The sequence below is a fragment of the Rhodovulum sp. DZ06 genome (assembly GCF_050586345.1).
Lineage (GTDB): Bacteria > Pseudomonadota > Alphaproteobacteria > Rhodobacterales > Rhodobacteraceae > JBOCEF01.
In genome coordinates this window covers 35,874-52,379 of record NZ_JBOCEF010000003.1, presented here as the reverse complement: position 1 = coordinate 52,379, position 16,506 = coordinate 35,874, and the positions used below count along the sequence as shown (strand labels likewise).

Here is a 16,506-nt window from a genome sequence, read left to right as displayed (position 1 = left end):
CGCAACCGCGGCGCGCCGCAACATGACCGAAAGCTGAAAGGGCCCGGCGCTCCGCCGGGCCCTTCCGCGTCTCTTCGAAGGTCCCGCTCAGACGCAGAGACACTCCGTGAAGCTCTCGTACTCCACCCCGTAGATGAAGTTCTGGTAGTTGGTTTCCTCGCCGGTCGCCGGGTCGATGGTCTGGATCGGGGCCAGGATCAGGCCGACCAGGTCGCCCTCGCCCGCCTCGTAGCCCTCGCCGAGCGCGATGGCCTCGTCCACGATCTCCTGGGCGTCGGCGTCGATGAAGGACAGGACGCCGTCCAGGTACCCGTCGGTCAGGTTCCAGATCGCGGTCTGGATCGAGTCGTTGGAGTAGCCCTGCCCGAGGAAGTCCTGGTTGAGGATGTAGGTCACCAGGTCGAGGTTGAAGTAATTCTCGACATACTGGCCCAGCGACACGTCGGTCTCGTCCGCCAGGAACAGCTCCGAGGTCAGGGCGACGCCGCTCAGGACCTCGCCGTTGATGTCCACGCAGTAGACGTCGGTGCTGTCCGTGCGCTCGAACCGCGAGAAGCCCGGGGCCACCACGTCGACCTCGAACAGGCCGCCCTCGGACGACACGTCGGTGACCGTGAACTCCACGAGGTCCGGCTTGATCTCGTTGATGTCCTCGAGCGTCTTGATGTTGTCGGCGCAGATCATCAGGCTCACCGTCGCCGTGGCGGACCCGCCCTCGGCGGTCTCGGCGGTGTAGGTGAAGCTGTCCATGCCCATCGTGTTGAACTCGAGCGAAGCCCACACGTCGACGCCGTCATAGGTGACGGTGCCGTCGGCGTTGATGGTCAGCGACGCGCCCGCCCCGGTGGTCACGGTGTCGCCGGCCGAAACCGCCACGCCGTTGATCTCGGTGATGGTCAGGCCCGCGTCGTCATTCGCCAGCACGTCGAGGGTCGGCGCCACGGTCCAGCAGAACGAGGCGCTGTCATCGGTGACGTTCGGGTCGACCACGACCGAGCTGAGGTCGTAGAGGCCCGCATCGACGTCGCGCAGGTGCTCGCCCACGCCGAGGGTGAAGGTGTCGGACAGGCCCGCCGCGTTCACGTCCGAATCCGCGGCCTCGCCGGCCAGGTTCTGGATCGTGGTCACGTAGGTGACCGGGATGTCGGAGATCTGGATCGCGTAATCCCCGGCCTCGAGCCCGTCGAACAGGTAGAAGCCGTCCGCGTCCGTCACCACGGTGATGCCGGTGGCGACGCCGTTCTTGATCAGCTCGACGGTGATGCCGGCGACGCCGACCTCGCCCGCGTCCTGGGCGCCGTTGCGGTCCTCGTCCAGCCAGACGCGGTCGCCGAGCGAGCCGAGCTGGTCGGTGAAGTCGCCCGAAGACCCGCCGATCTTCAGCGAGCCCTCGCGCGCGCCGCCCTCTTCGCCCACGGACATGTAGCGCAGGCCGAAATCCATGTTGGCGAAGTCTTCGATCGTCACGTCGCCCGAGGTGGACGAGATGATAAAGCTGGTGTCGCGGACGTCGTCCTTGCCGATGCCCTGGGTGCCGAACTCCACCCCGCCGTCGAAGGCGCCGTAGGTCTTGACCACCTCGCCGTTCAGGTTGGTGTCGGAGGTGACGCGCTTGATCTTGTCGGCCTTGAGGGCGGTGTCGGAGACGTCGGCGCCGGTGATGGTCATGCCGGACAGCAGGTCTTCGTCGCCGATGTCGAAGAAGAAGCCGCGCAGGTCGCCGACCAGGTCCGGCCCGAGCTGCACGATGTCGACCTTCAGGCTGCCGTCAGCCAGTTCGGTCAGGGTGATCTGGGTGTCGATCGCTCCCTCGATGACAAACGTCACCGAGGTGCGCTCGCCCACGAAAGTGGTCGAGTCAGTCATTGGAAATTCCCCACGATTATACGCTGAAATACGCTGAATGTCGGCGGAGACAGGGCCCCGTACCCTGTTTCCACGCCTTACGCTCGAAGACAGTACCCCTATGCCGTATTCATGTCACGTACATCTTGAAGTCATGCGACAGTCACGGCGCCCGGGCGAGGGAAGCTTTTGTAAAAAAAGCGAAACTCATTAACGGCTCCTGCGGCCGCCTCCCCCATCCGGGGGATGCGGCTGCGGGCAAGATGAACGCACCCGCCCGAAATGATTCGCGCGCGCCCGCATCGACGCGGGGTTGAGCCGCCCCGCCGCCGCCGAAACGCGAAGGGCCCGGCGCGATGCGCCGGGCCCCGGTTGCTTTCGGATCTCCGCCCCGGTCAGACGCAGAGGCACTCCGTGAAGCTCTCGTACTCCACCCCGTAGATGAAGTTCTGGTAGTTGGTCGTGTCCTCGCCGGTGGCCGGGTCGACCTGCTGGATCGGGGCCAGGATCAGGCCGACCAGGTCGCCCTCGCCCGCCTCGAAGCCTTCGCCGAGCAGGGTCGCCTCGTCCACGATCGCCTGCGCGTCGGCGTCGATGAACGACAGGATGCCGTCCAGGTAGCCGTCGGTCAGGTTCCAGATCGCGGTCTGGATCGAGTCGGTGGAGTAGCCCTGGCCCAGGTAGTCCTGGTTGAGGACGTAGGTGACCAGGTCCAGGTTGTAGTACTGCGCGACGTACTGCTCCAGCGAGGCGTCGTTCTCGTCCGCCAGGAACAGCTCCGAGGTCAGGGTGACGCCGCTCAGGACGTCGCCCTCGACATCGACGCAGTACACGTCGGTGCTGTCGACGCGCTCGAAACGCTCGTAGCCCGGCGCGGTCACGTCGACCTCGAACAGGCCGCCGGTGGCGGTCACGTCGGTCACCGTGAACTCCACGAGATCCGGCTTGATCTCGTTGATGTCCTCGAGGGTCTTGATGTTGTCGGCGCAGATCATCAGGTCCACCGTCGCCGTGGCCGAGCCGCCCTGGGCGGTGGTCGCGGTGTAGGTGAAGCTGTCCATGCCCATCGTGTTGAACTCGAGCGAGGCCCACACGTCGACGCCGTCATAGGACACGGTGCCGTCGGCATTGATGGTCAGCGAGGCGCCGGCCGCGGTGGTCACGGTGTCGCCCGCGGACACGGCCACGCCGTCGATCGCGGTTATGGTCAGGCCCGCGTCGTCGTTCGACAGGACGTCCAGGGCCGGGGCCTCGGTCCAGCAGAACGAGGCGTTGTCGTCGGCCACGGTCGGGGTCGAGGCCACGATGCCGCCGTCGAGGTCGAAGTAATCCTCGCCCACGCCCAGGGCGTAGGTGTCGGACAGGCCGGACGCGTCGATGTCGCTGTCGGCCCCTTCATCGCCGCCCGCGTTCTGGGCGGTGACCTCGTAGCCCTCGGGGATGTCCGAGACCTGCACGGCGTAGTCGCCCGCCACCAGGCCGTCGAACAGGTAGGTCCCGTTGGCGCCGGTGGTGACGGTGCGGCCGGTGGCGACGCCGTCCTTGAGCAGCTCGACGGTCACGCCCTCGACGCCCGCTTCGCCGGCGTCCTGCACGCCGTCGCCGTCGGTGTCGTACCAGATGGTGTCGCCGATGGAGCCGAGGCGCACGATGCCCGCGTCGAGGCCCATGTAGTCCTCGCCCTCGGCCAGCGCGTAGCTGTCCGACAGGCCCGAGCCGTCGACATCGCTGTCGGCCAGGTCGTCGCCCGCGTTGCGGGTGGTGAAGGCTTCGTTGGCCGCCAGGGCCGAGGTGACCTGCACCGAGTAGTTCCCGGCCTCGAGGTCGGTGAACACGTAGTTGCCGTTCGAGTCGGTGGTCGCCGTCGCGCCGGTCGCCACGCCGTCCAGCAGCAGGGCCACGGTGGCGCCGTCGACGCCCGCCTCGCCCGCATCCTGCAGGCCGTTGCCGTTGTCGTCGTACCAGACGCGGTCGCCGATGGAGCCGAGCTCGACCACCGAGGACAGGTCGAACAGGCCCGCATCGAGGTCGGTGCGGTTCTCGCCCTCGGCCAGGGTGAAGGTGTCCGAGAGGCCAGCGGCGTTGACATCCGAGTCCTCGGCCTCGCCGCCCAGGTTCTGCAGCGTGAACACGTAGTCGGTCGGCAGGTTCGAGACCTGGATCGCGTAGTCGCCGGCCTCGAGGTCGGTGAACAGGTAGTTGCCGTTCGCGTCGGTCACCTGGGTGATGCCGGTCGCGACGCCGTCCTTGATCAGCTCGACGGTGATGCCGGCCACGCCGGCCTCGTCCGCGTCCTGGATGCCGTCATAGTCGGCGTCCAGCCAGATGGTGTCGCCGATGGAGCCGAGCTCGGGCTCGCAGTTGGCTTCCTTGACGCCGGTGATCTCGACGTTGTCGAGCCAGATCGACTCGTCGCCCGCGGTCATGGACGCGGTGACCTTCAGCTTCATCCAGGCCGAGGTGTGATCGTAGGTGTAGTTGATCTCGCCCCAGTAGCCGTTGACCAGCTTCTGGCCCGACTGGTCGCCGACCAGGTCGTTGCCGACGCGGCTGAAGGTGTCGAGGGTGACCCAGGCGCCGTCGACCAGCAGCTCGACCTTCACGTAGTCGGCATTGGCCTGGCCCGCGCCTTCCCAGTTGCAGATGTCGGAGGAGCCGGCGTCGAACGAGATCTGGACGCTGTCATACTCGGACGCATCGAAATGACCGAAGGCGATGGAGCCGTCGGAGCAGCCGTTGGCATAGGCGGCGTCGTAGTAGGACGCCCAGCCGTCATCCCACAGCACGTTGGCCGACTCGGCCGGGTCGCACAGCCCGTCGAAGGTCTCGGTCAGCAGCGAGACGTACTCGGGCTCGCAGATCACGGGCTCGGGCTCGCAGGACTCGACGCCGGTGATGGAGAAATCGGCGATGCCGATCACCTCGTCCGAGGCCGAGGTGTCCGAGATCACGCGGAACTGCGCGTCGTCGGCCGGGTCGGTCACGGTGTAGGAGATCGAGTTCCAGCCGTAGGAGTTGAAGTACTGCCCGGTCTGGTCGCCGACCATGGAGTTGCCGACGCGGGTGAAGGTGTCGAGGGTGACCCACTCGGCGCCGTCCCAGACCTGGACGTAGAAGAAGTCCTGGGCCGAGCCGTAGCCGGCGCCTTCGAACTTGCAGATGTCCGAGGTGGCCATGGTCAGGGTGATGGTGGCGCTGTCGAGGTTCGAGCCGTCGAAGGACTTGAAGGTCAGCGCGCCCTCGGAGCAGCCATTGGCCATGGCGAGGCCGTTCGAGCCGTACCAGTTGTCGTCCGAGACGACGTTGGCGTTCGCGTCGAGATCGCAGTTGGCGAACGTCTCGTACATCACGTTCACGCCGCCGTCGCGCGGGCAGCCGCAATCGTCGTAGCCGTTCTTGTCGTAGCCGTCCTTGTCACGGCCGCCGCGGTCGTAGCCGTCGCAGTCGTAGCCGTCCTTGTCGTAGCCGCCGCGGTCGTAGCCGTCCTTGTCATAGCCGCCGCGATCGTAACCGTCGCAGTCATAGCCATACTTGTCGTAGCCGCCGCGGTCGTAGCCGCCCTTGTCGTAGCCGGCCTTGTCGTACCCGTCGCAGTCATAGCCGCCGCGGTCGTAGCCGTCCTTGTCGTAGCCGCCGCGGTCGTAGCCGTCGCGGTCGCAGCCCGAGCGGTCGTAGCCGTCGCGGTCGTAACCGTCGCGATCGTACCCGTCCTTGTAGCCCTCGGTGCAGTAGCCATCGCGGTCGCGGCCGTCGCAGTCGTAACCGCCGCGGTCGTAGCCGTCGCGGTCGCGGCCGTCACGGTCGTAGCCGTAGCAGTCATAGCCCGACTTGTCGTACCCGGAGTAGTAATAGGTCATCCTGTTGCCCTTCTTGCGTTCGCTTTGCCGAACGCCGCCCCCCACTGACGATGGCGATACGGTTCGCGCCCCGCCCGAACACAGGCAGGACGACGTCGGCTTTTCAAAGCCGCGGGTTCAATACGCACCCGTCGCTGACTCACACGGAGCTCAAGGCAGGCTCACGGTCACCTGCCCCTCACGTCACTTAATACCCTATTCACCGTGATATGTGAACGGAAAAGGCAGGCCGTTAGTGATGTATTTGGGCACCCGCTCCCACAACCTTTGCGCGAGTACGTAGGGTTAACATCGCCACAGCGGGGTAAAATATGGCGAAATCGGCGCGGATTCAGCTATTGGCGCCCCGATTAGTATCCCAATAGATGAACGGTCGCGAAAGCACGCAACTGAATTATGGCGTCAGGTTTCGTTCACATTAAACGCCATTCACCCGCCCCCGTCGCCCCCATCAGAAGGCTTTGCATTCCACGGAGTTGCGCTAACTTGCAGGCCACGGGACGAGACCGCGCCCGCCCTGCCCCGAGGACGCCCCGACATGCTCTCCCTGCTTCGACAGCTGCTGATCCTCGCCCTCCTGACGGGCGCCGCCGCCTGGGCGCTCGACCGTTACGGTCCCGGCGCCGGGGAGGACGCCGCCGAAACCCGCCGGGCGCGCCCCCCTGCCGCGGTCGAGGCGGCGACGGCCGAATCGACCCGAATCGAACGCTCCGTCTCGGCCGTCGGCACCGGGCGCGCCCGCCGCTCGGTCGAGCTGCGCGCCGCCGCCCCCGGCCGGGTGCAGGACATCGCCTTCACCCCCGGCGCGACCGTGAAGAAGGGCGACGCGCTGGTGCGCCTCGACAGCGCGCCCCAGGCCGCCGCCCTGGCCGAGGCGGAGGCCGAGCTGGAAGAAGCCCGCGCCGCCTTCGACCGCGCCAGCGCGCTGGCCGAGCAGGGCCGCGTCACCGGCCAGGCCTTCGAGGCCGCCCGCGCCGACCTGCTGCGCGCCGAGGCGCGGCTGGAGCGCGCGCGGGTCGACCTCGACGAGCGCGTCGTGCGCGCGCCCTTCGACGGGGTGATCGGCCTGACCGACCTGGCCGAGGGCGCCCTGGTCGGCCGCGACGTCGCCATCGCCACGCTCCAGGACCTCAGCGTCCTGCAGGTCGCCTTCTCGGTGCCCGAGCGGTTCTTCGCCGACGTCGCCGTGGGCGACCCGGTGCGCGTGGAAACCACGATCTTCCCCGGCCGCTTCTTCGAGGGCCGCGTGACCGCCGTGGAGCCGCGCGTCGATGAAGTCACCCGCGCCTTCCGGGTGCGGGCCGAGGCGCGCAATCCCGGCCTCGCCCTGCCCTCGGGCCTGTTCCTGCGCGTCACCCTGGTGTTCGATTCCATCGACGGCGTGGCGGTCCCCGAGGACGCGGTGATCGTCTCCGGCGGCGGCGCCCATGTCTTCGTGATCGGCGAGGGCGACGTGATCGAGCGGCGCGCCATCACCGTCGGCCGGCGCTGGAACGGCCGGGTCGAGGCCGCGGACGGCCTCGCCGCCGGCGAACGCGTCGTCACCCGCGGCATCCAGAAGGTCCGCGACGGCGCGACGGTCCGGGTCATCGCCCCCGACGCCCCGCGCGCCGACGGCGCCGTCGCCGCCCCCACCGCCGCGGCGGGCCAGCGCGGCGGCGAAGGCGCGAGCCGGTCATGACCCTTTCCGAGATCTCCATCCGCCGCCCCGTCCTCGCGGCGGTGATGAGCCTTCTGATCGTCGCCGCCGGGCTGATGTCGCTGACCCGCATCCCGGTGCGCGAGCTGCCCGACACCGACGCCGCCTCCGTCTCGATCCGCACCACCTGGTCCGGCGCCGCGCCCGAGGCGGTGGACGCGCAGATCACCGAGACCATCGAGGGCGCCGTCTCGGGCGTCTCCGGCGTCGACCGGATCGAGAGCAACTCGACCCGCGGGCGCGCCAGCACCACCGTGCGGTTCCGCGACGGGGTGGACGTGGACCAGGCCGCCGCCGACGTGCGCGCCGCCGTGGGCCGCATCCTCGGCCGCCTGCCGGACGAGGCCGAGGACCCCCAGGTCTTCAAGAACGACGACGACGCCGACCCGATCATCCGCATGGGGCTGATGTCCGACCGGATGACGCCCGAGGAACTGACGGATTACGCCGAACGGTACATCGTCGACCGCATCGCGGTGCTGCCCGGCGTCTCGGCGGCCGAGGTCTCGGGCCGCCGCACCCCCGCGCTGCGGGTGGAGCTCGACCCCCGCGCCATGGCCGCGCGCGGGCTGACCGCGACCGAGGTGGTCGACGCGCTCGGGCAAGGCAACGTGGAGCTTCCGGCGGGCGAGATCATCACCCGCGCCCGCGTCTTCCAGCTGCGCGCCGACACCCGGCTGCAGGGGCCGCAGGATTTCCGCGACCTGGTGATCAAGACCGTGGACGGGGCGCCGGTGCGCCTGGGCGACGTCGCGATGGTCGACACCGGCCCCCTGAACGAGAATTCCTTCGTGCGCGCCCGGGGCCGGCCCGCGGTCGGCATCTCGATCCAGCGCCAGTCGCAGTCCAACATCGTCGCCATCTCCGAGGCGGTGCGGGCCGAGCTGGAGCTGATCCGCGCCGACCTGCCCGCGGGGATGGAGCTGATGATCGGCTCGGACGACGCGGTCTTCATCCAGTCGGCGACCGAGGAGGTGCTGACCACCCTCGGCATCGCCGTGGTGCTGGTGGTGCTGGTGATCTTCGTGTTCCTCGGCTCGCCCTCGGCCACGCTGGTGCCGGTGGCGACGATCCCGGTGGCGCTGATCGGCGCGCTGGCGGGGATCTACGCCATGGGCTTCTCGATCAACATCCTGACGCTGTTCGCGCTGATCCTGGCCATCGGCCTCGTGGTCGACGATTCCATCGTGGTGCTGGAGGCGTGCCAGAAACGGGTGGAGCGCGGCGAGCCCCCGGCCGCCGCCGCCATGCGCGGGTCGCGCGCCGTCACCTTCGCCGTGCTCGCCACCACCGCCACGCTGATCTCGGTGTTCCTGCCGATCGGCTTCCTGGAAGGCCAGGTCGGGCGGCTGTTCACGGAATTCGGCGCGGTGCTGTCCATCGCCGTCATCGTCTCCACCTTCGTCGCCCTCTCGCTCGCCCCCGCCCTCTCGGCCCGGGTGCTGCGCAAGGGCGCGGGCGGCTGGCTCGAGCGCCTCGCGGGCTGGGGCTTCGCGCGGGCCGAGGCGGTCTACCGCGTGGCCCTGCGCGGGGCGCTGGCCAACCCGCTGGTGGTGATCGCCATCGCCGGCGCGCTCGGCGCCTCGGCCTTCTGGCTCGACGGCCAGGTGCCCAAGGAGCTGGCCCCGAAGGAGGACCGCGGCGTGTTCTTCGTGGTCGGCGGCACGCAGGAGGGCACCTCGCTCGAGCTCACCGACCTCGAGATCCAGGAGGTCGAGCGCCGCCTGCAGCCGCTGCTGGACAGCGGCGAGGCCGAGATCGTCTATTCCGTCGTCGGCCTCGGGGCCGCCTATCACCGCAGCTTCGTGGTCGTGCGCCTCGCGCGCTGGGAGGACCGGGACCGGTCGAGCCAGGAGATCGTGGCCTCGATGATCGGCCCGATCACCTCGATCCCCGGGCTGCGCGCCTTCCCGATCCAGCCCGCGGGGCTGGGCCTGCGCGGCTCCTCCTCGCCGTTCCGGGTGCTGGTGCAGGGGCCGGACTTCCACACCGCCGCCGGATGGGCCGACACGCTGATCGCGGGGCTCGAGGCGCAGGGCGGCTACATAAACCTCGAGACCGATTTCGAGCTGTCGCAGCCCGAGCTGCGGCTCGAGGTCGACCGCGCGGCCGCCGACGACCTCGGGGTGCCGGCGCGGGACGTGGCGCTGACCATCCAGACCTTCTTCGCCGGGCGCGAGGCGCGCGGCTACATGGTCGACGGGCGCGAACGCCCCGTGCTGGTGCGCGCGGGCGCGGATTTCCGCGGCTCGGCCGAGGACCTGTCGGGGATCTACGTGCGCTCGCGCACCTCGGGCGCGCTGATCCCCCTCTCGGCCATCGTCACCACGCAGGAGGGCGCGGCGTCCCCGGGCCTGCGCCGCTTCGACCGGCAGCCCTCGGTCGGGATCAACGGGTCCCTCGCCGACGGCATGTCGATGGGCGAGGCGATCGAGACGGTGGAGCGGCTGGCGCGCGAGCTTCTGCCGCCCAATGCGCGCCTGTCCTATCGCGGCCAGACGCGCGAGTACCAGGAGACCTCGGGCGGCGCGTCCTGGACCTTCCTCGTGGCGCTGGTGATCGTCTATCTCGTGCTCGCCGCGCAGTTCGAGAGCTTCGTCGACCCGGTGGCGATCATGCTCTCGGTGCCCCTGTCGGTGACGGCGGCGCTGGCGACCCTGTGGCATCTCGAGGCGTCATCGAACATCTACACGCAGATCGGGATGATATTGCTCGTCGGCTTGATGGCGAAGAACGGGATCCTGATCGTCGAATACGCCAACCAGCTGCGCGACGAGGGGAAATCCGTGCGCGAGGCGGCGCTGGAAGCGTCGGTGGAGCGCCTGCGCCCGGTGATGATGACGGTGGTGTCCACCGTGCTCGGGGCGGTGCCGCTGGTGATGTCCTCGGGCGCCGGGTCGGAATCGCGCGAGGCGATCGGGCTGGTGGTGATCGGCGGCTTCGGCGCGGCCTCGGTGCTGACGCTGTTCCTGACGCCGGTGCTGTGGGACCAGCTCGCCCGCCTGACCCGCGGCCGCGCGGCGGCGGCGCAGGAGATCGAGGCCCAGGTGGCCGAGGTCGAGGCGCGCGAGCGGCTGGCGCGGAAACAGGCGCAGGGGGCGGGCGCGCCGCCGCGGCCGGACCCGGCGGCGGAGGAGTTCGACCTGTTCGCCACCCCGCCCCGCGCGGGGGAATAGACCGCGGGCGCCAATCGAGGGCGTCAGTCGAGGGCGCGGAAGGCGGCGAGGACTTCCTCGATCAACTCCACCGGGCGGTTCGTATTGGCCTGCGCGCCGCGCGAGCGTGCATCGCGGCGCTGCGCCTCGGAGGCCTCCGAGGTGTAGATGATGAAGGGCGTCTCGTCGCCGGAATCTCGCATCGCGGCCAGCAGGTCGTACCCGGCCCGCGGACTTTCGGGCCGCCCCATGTCCGAGATCACAAGATCCGCCCCGACCTCCTTCAGCTGCGCCAGCGCCGCCTCGGTCGAACGTGCCGTCTCCACCTCCATGCCGAGCGCGCGCAAGGTCCGCGCCTCGGCGGCGTTGCCGTGCGGCCGGTCGTCCACCCACAGGACCCGCCGCCCGCGCAGCGGCCGTCGCGCGGCGGACTTCATGGTCCGCGCCAGCCGCTCTGCCGCCGCCGGACCGCCTGCGCCCGAGCGGTCCGCCTCGGCGCGCGACAGCGCCGCGGTCGCCTCGATCCACCGCTCCACATCCCCGTCGCCGCTGAAATCCGAGGGTCCATAGAGCTTCAGGTGGTGGCGCACGACCAGCCAGCTGAACACCGCGAACACCGCCGCGGGGAAGAGCGCCAGGAACCACACCAGCACCGTGCGCTGCGGCTCGGTCAGCGACCCGCCAAGGCCGATCACCAGCGCGGCGATCGCGTAGATCATCACGATGAACAGCGAAATGACGCTGAGCGGCGAGCGCGTGAAATTCTGCGCCTGCGCTGCGAAATCCTTGGGCGAAGTCGGTGTCATGCCGGGCCTCCTGCGACCGCCGCAGCTTGCGCCCGAACCGGCCCCCGCACAAGCCATGCGCCGAAACCGACGCTTGAATGCGGCGCCGCGACATGAGGCTGGACTCGGCCCCGTTCCTTGCCTACGGTTTCCCTCGTCGCAGGTGGGAGAGTTCGGCCCCCGCGGGCCGACGCCGAAGGAGCAACCGCCCCGGAAACTCTCAGGCGCCAGGGACCACCCGCGACGAGGACAGCTCTGGAGAGAGGCGCGCGCGCGTCCGCCGACGGGATAACGATCTCAGGCGAAAGGACAGAGGGGGCGTTGGATGCGGCGGGGCGGACCCCGTCTGCGAAAACGCCGGGTCCCGCGCCGCAAGGGCGCCCCGGCCGCATATCGGGGGAGCCCATGGCCGACGCAACGCCATCAGAAGACCTGAAGACCACGCCGCTGGACGCGCTCCACCGCCGCCTCGGCGCGCGCATGGTGGGCTTCGCGGGCTGGTCGATGCCCGTCTCCTACCCCGCCGGGACGCTGGCCGAACACAAGGCGTGCCGCGAAGGGGCCGCGCTGTTCGACGTCTCCCACATGGGGCAGGTGGACCTGCGCCCGCGCTCCGGCGACGTCGCCGACGCGGCACGGGCGCTGGAGCGCCTGGTCCCCGCCGACATCCTGTCGCTGGGCGAGGGCCGCCAGCGCTACGCTCTCTTCACCAATGACGCCGGCGGCATCGCCGACGACCTGATGGTCAGCCACGCCGGGGACCGCCTGTCGCTGGTGGTCAACGCCGCCAACGTGGGCGGCGACATGGCGCTGCTGGCCGCCATCGAGGACGCGGTGGAGGTGATCCCCCTGCCCCGCGCGCTGCTCGCCCTGCAGGGGCCGGGGGCCGAGGCCGTTCTGGCGCGCCTCGGGGCCGACCTGTCGGCGACCCGCTTCATGGACCGGGTGGAATTCGAGCTCCTGGGCGCCGCCTGCATCGCCACCCGCTCGGGCTATACCGGCGAGGACGGGTTCGAGATTTCCGTGCCCGAGGACGCCGCCGAAACCATCGCCGCGGCGCTGATCGAGGAGGGGGAGGCCGCGCCCGCGGGCCTCGCCGCCCGCGACAGCCTGCGGCTGGAGGCGGGGCTGTGCCTGCACGGCTCGGACATCGGGCCGGACACCACCCCGGTCGAGGCCGGGCTGATGTGGTCCATCCAGAAATCCCGCCGCCCCGGCGGCGCCCGCGCGGGCGGCTTCCCCGGCGCAGACGCGATCTTCGCCGCGCTGACCGAGGGCCCCGCCCGCCGCCGCGTCGGCATCAAGCCCGAAGGCCGCGCCCCGGTGCGCGCGCCCGCGCCGCTCTATCCCGCGGAAGACGCCGAAACGCCCGTCGGCCAGGTCACCTCCGGCGGCTTCGGCGCGACGGTCGGCGGCCCGGTCGCCATGGGCTATGTCGCCGCCGCCGCGGCCGACGGAACTCCGCTCTGGGCCGAGGTGCGCGGCAAGCGCCTGCCCTGCGCGGTCCACCCGCTTCCCTTCACTCCCGCCCGCTTCAAACGCTGAAGGACCTCCCCATCATGCTGAAATTCACCGAAGAGCACGAATGGCTCAGCCTCGACGGCGACATCCTCACCGTCGGCATCACCGAACACGCCTCGGCCCAGCTCGGGGACGTGGTGTTCGTCGACCTGCCCGAGGAGGGCGACGAGGTCGAGACGGGGGCCGAGATCGTGACCATCGAGTCCGTCAAGGCCGCCTCGGACATCTGCGCCCCCGCGGGCGGCGAGATCACCGAGGTCAACGCGGCGCTGGCCGAGACCCCGGCCCTCGTGAACGAGGACCCGATGGGCGAGGCCTGGTTCTTCCGCATGAAGATCTCCGATCCCTCCGACCTCGACGCCTATATGGACGAGGCCGCGTACAAGGCGTTGGTGGGCTGATGGGGTACGATTTCACCGATTACGAGCCCTATGACTTCGCCAATCGCCGCCATATCGGCCCCTCGCCCGAGGAGATGGCGCAGATGCTGGCGGCCGTGGGGGCGGACAGCCTCGATGCGCTGATCGACCGGGCCGTGCCGCAGGGCATCCGGCAGCTCTCGCCGCTCGATTTCGGCCCGGCGCTGTCGGAGCAGGACGCGCTGTCGAAGGTGCGCGCCGTGGCGCAGAAGAACGCGGCGATGACCTCGCTCATCGGCATGGGCTGGCACGGGACCGTCACGCCGCCGGTGATCCGGCGCAACGTGCTGGAAAATCCCGCCTGGTACACCGCCTACACGCCCTATCAGCCGGAAATCAGCCAGGGGCGGCTCGAGGCGCTGCTGAACTTCCAGACGCTGGTCTCCGACCTCACCGGGCTGCCGGTGGCGGGCGCGTCGCTGCTGGACGAGGCGACGGCGGCGGCCGAGGCGATGACGCTGGCGCGCCGCGGGTCGAAGTCGAAGGCCGAGGCGTTCTTCGTCGACAAGGCGTGCCATCCGCAGGTGATCGCGGTGATCCGCACAAGGGCGGAGCCGCTGGGCATCCCGGTCATCGTCGGCGACCCGGAGGGCGATTTCGACGCCGAAGCCGCCTTCGGCGCCCTCTTCGCCCTGCCCGGCACCCATGGCGAGATCCGCGATTTCTCCGCCCAGGTCGCCGCGTTGCAGGCGGCGAAGGGCGTCGCCGCCATCGCCTGCGACCCGATGGCGATGCTGCTGCTGAAAAGCCCCGGGGAGATGGGCGCCGACATCGCCATCGGCTCGGCCCAGCGCTTCGGCGTGCCGATGGGTGCGGGCGGCCCGCACGCCGCCTTCATGGCGGTGTCGGACAAGCTCAAGCGGTCCATGCCCGGGCGGCTGGTCGGGGTGTCGGTGGATGCGCGCGGCAACCGCGCCTACCGGCTGTCGCTGCAAACGCGCGAGCAGCATATCCGGCGCGAGAAGGCGACCAGCAACATCTGCACCGCGCAGGCGCTGCTGGCGGTGATCGCGTCGATGTACGCGGTGTTCCACGGGCCGGACGGGCTGAAGGCCATCGCCCAGCGCATCCACCTGAAGGCCGCGCGCCTCGCCGCGGGGCTGGAGCGGATGGGCTTCGACGTGGGGCCGGAGGCGTTCTTCGACACGATCACGGTGAAGGTCGGCGCGCTCCAGGGCGTGATCCTGCGCTCGGCCCGCGCCGAGGGGATCAACCTCCGGCCCGTGGGCGAGGACGCCATCGGCATCGCCATGGACGAGCCCGCGACGGACGACACCATCGCCGCCGTACTGCGCGCCTTCGGGGCGGAGCCGGAGGCCGCCGCGCAGATGGCCGCCGCCCGCGTGGCGCATCGCCTGCCCGAAGGCATGGCGCGCGAGAGCGGCTACCTCTCCCACCCCATCTTCCGCATGAACCGGGCCGAGGCGGAGATGACCCGCTATATCCGCCGCCTCGCCGACCGGGACCTGGCGCTGGACCGGGCGATGATCCCGCTCGGCTCCTGCACCATGAAGCTGAACGCGACGGCCGAGATGATCCCGCTGACCTGGCCCGAATTCGCGAACGTCCACCCCTATGCGCCCGAGGAGCAGCTCGCGGGCTATGCCGAGGTGGTGGCGGACCTGTCGGAGAAGCTCTGCGCCGTGACCGGCTATGACGCGGTGTCGATGCAGCCCAATTCGGGCGCGCAGGGCGAGTATGCGGGGCTGCTGGCGATCCGCGGCTGGCACCGGGCGCGCGGCGACGCGCAGCGGGACGTGTGCCTGATCCCGGTCTCGGCCCATGGCACCAACCCCGCCTCGGCGCAGATGGCGGGGATGAAGGTGGTGCCGGTCAAGACGGCGGCCAACGGGGACGTGGACCTCTCGGACCTGCGCGCGCAGGCGGAAAAGCACGCCGCGAAGCTGGCGGCCTGCATGATCACCTATCCCTCGACCCATGGCGTGTTCGAGGAGACGGTGCGCGAGGTCTGCAAGATCACCCACGACCATGGCGGGCAGGTGTACCTGGACGGCGCCAACCTCAACGCCATGGTGGGCGTGGCGCGGCCGGGGGACGTGGGCGCGGATGTCAGCCACATGAACCTGCACAAGACCTTCTGCATCCCGCATGGCGGCGGCGGTCCCGGGATGGGGCCGATCGGGGTGAAGGCGCACCTTGCGCCGTTCCTGCCCGGGCATCCGCTGGGCGGCGGGCGCGTGGGGCCGGTCTCGGCCGCGCCCTGGGGGTCCCCGTCGATCCTGCCGATCAGCTGGATGTACTGCCTGATGATGGGCGGCGCGGGGCTGACCCAGGCGACCAAGGTGGCGATCCTGGCGGCCAACTACGTCGCGGCGCGGCTGGACGGCGCCTATGACGTGCTGTTCCGCGGGCCGGGCGGCTGCGTGGCGCATGAGTGCATCCTCGACACCCGCCCCCTGGCCGAGAGCGCTGGGGTCACGGTGGACGACGTCGCCAAGCGGTTGATGGACAACGGCTTCCACGCCCCGACCATGAGCTTCCCGGTGCCGGGGACGCTGATGGTGGAGCCGACGGAGTCGGAGCCGAAGGCCGAGCTCGACCGCTTCATCGACGCCATGCTCTCGATCCGCGCAGAGGCCCGGGACATCGAGGAGGGCCGCGCGGACCCGGAGAACAACGCCCTGAAGCGCGCGCCGCACACGGTCGAGGACCTGGTGGGGGCGTGGGAGCGGCCCTATTCGCGCGAGCAGGCCTGCTACCCGCCGGGCGCGTTCCGGGTGGACAAGTACTGGCCGCCGGTGAACCGGGTGGACAACGCCTATGGCGACCGGAACCTGGTGTGCACCTGCCCGCCGATGGAGGCCTACGCGGAGGCGGACGCCGAAGCGGCGGAATGAGGCTGGTCCCCCGCCCGAGCGTTCGGGCGGGGGATTGGCGGCGGCCCGGCGGTCTCCAGGTCTGCAGCGGCGGGGGGCCGCGCCGGGCGGCGCAGGGCCCCGGCGCAGGGCGTCGGCGGGGACGTCCCTGGAACAGTCCTGCGGGGGAGCGGCCGATCTCGGGGGCCTCCGGCCCCGTCGACCGGCCGCGCGCGCCCTGGCAGTCGTCGCGCAGGCGGTGCGGGACTCGCCGGGCGCGCAGGTCGACCCTCGGGATGATCGCGGGGCCGTGGGCCGTGGGCCTTGGGCCGTGGGCCGTGGGCCGTGGGCCGTGGGCCGTGGGCCGTGGGCCGTGGGCCGTGGGCCGTGGGCCGTGGGCCGTGGGCCG

The 16,506-nt window shown here is 70.4% G+C and carries 8 protein-coding genes and 1 riboswitch; of the genes, 5 read left to right on the top strand and 3 right to left on the bottom strand.

What is annotated here, in order from left to right:
- Positions 1-87: 87 nt before the first annotated feature.
- Positions 88-1,866 (bottom strand): SdrD B-like domain-containing protein, encoded by a 1,779-nt coding sequence (locus tag ACQ5SO_RS02260; RefSeq protein WP_430939944.1) that lies wholly within the window; start codon positions 1,864-1,866, stop codon positions 88-90.
- A 374-nt stretch (positions 1,867-2,240) separates the two neighbouring features.
- Positions 2,241-5,702: an SdrD B-like domain-containing protein gene (locus ACQ5SO_RS02255; protein WP_430939943.1), complete on the bottom strand. Its 3,462-nt coding sequence runs from the start codon at positions 5,700-5,702 to the stop codon at positions 2,241-2,243.
- A 538-nt stretch (positions 5,703-6,240) separates the two neighbouring features.
- On the opposite strand from ACQ5SO_RS02255, the gene ACQ5SO_RS02250 reads away from it, so the two are divergent.
- Together ACQ5SO_RS02250 and ACQ5SO_RS02245 are read left to right on the top strand one after the other, a co-directional pair.
- Positions 6,241-7,383, top strand: a complete 1,143-nt coding sequence (locus ACQ5SO_RS02250; RefSeq protein ID WP_430939942.1) for an efflux RND transporter periplasmic adaptor subunit — start codon at positions 6,241-6,243, stop codon at positions 7,381-7,383.
- The gene (locus tag ACQ5SO_RS02245; RefSeq protein ID WP_430939941.1) at positions 7,380-10,577 is read left to right on the top strand and encodes an efflux RND transporter permease subunit; all 3,198 of its coding nucleotides are present in this window, start codon (positions 7,380-7,382) and stop codon (positions 10,575-10,577) included. Before ACQ5SO_RS02250 ends, ACQ5SO_RS02245 begins: the two co-directional genes overlap by 4 nt.
- A gap of 23 nt (positions 10,578-10,600) precedes the next feature.
- Here the strand turns inward: ACQ5SO_RS02245 and ACQ5SO_RS02240 are convergent, their stop codons facing one another.
- The gene (locus tag ACQ5SO_RS02240) at positions 10,601-11,362 is read right to left on the bottom strand and encodes a response regulator (RefSeq protein WP_430939940.1); all 762 of its coding nucleotides are present in this window, start codon (positions 11,360-11,362) and stop codon (positions 10,601-10,603) included.
- 133 nt (positions 11,363-11,495) lie between these two features.
- A riboswitch (glycine riboswitch) is annotated at positions 11,496-11,588 on the top strand.
- Between the two features lie 158 nt (positions 11,589-11,746).
- Between ACQ5SO_RS02240 and gcvT the strand changes: the two genes are divergently transcribed.
- Genes gcvT through gcvP form a run of 3 tightly spaced genes read left to right on the top strand, consistent with a single transcriptional unit; the run spans position 11,747 to position 16,139 of the window.
- On the top strand, positions 11,747-12,886 hold the full coding sequence (gene gcvT / locus ACQ5SO_RS02235) for a glycine cleavage system aminomethyltransferase GcvT (RefSeq protein WP_430939939.1): 1,140 nt from the start codon (positions 11,747-11,749) through the stop codon (positions 12,884-12,886).
- Positions 12,887-12,903: 17 nt separating this feature from the next.
- On the top strand, positions 12,904-13,263 hold the full coding sequence (gene gcvH, locus ACQ5SO_RS02230) for a glycine cleavage system protein GcvH (RefSeq protein ID WP_430940051.1): 360 nt from the start codon (positions 12,904-12,906) through the stop codon (positions 13,261-13,263).
- Positions 13,263-16,139 (top strand): aminomethyl-transferring glycine dehydrogenase, encoded by a 2,877-nt coding sequence (gene gcvP / locus ACQ5SO_RS02225; protein ID WP_430939938.1) that lies wholly within the window; start codon positions 13,263-13,265, stop codon positions 16,137-16,139. Before gcvH ends, gcvP begins: the two co-directional genes overlap by 1 nt.
- Positions 16,140-16,506: the final 367 nt, after the last annotated feature.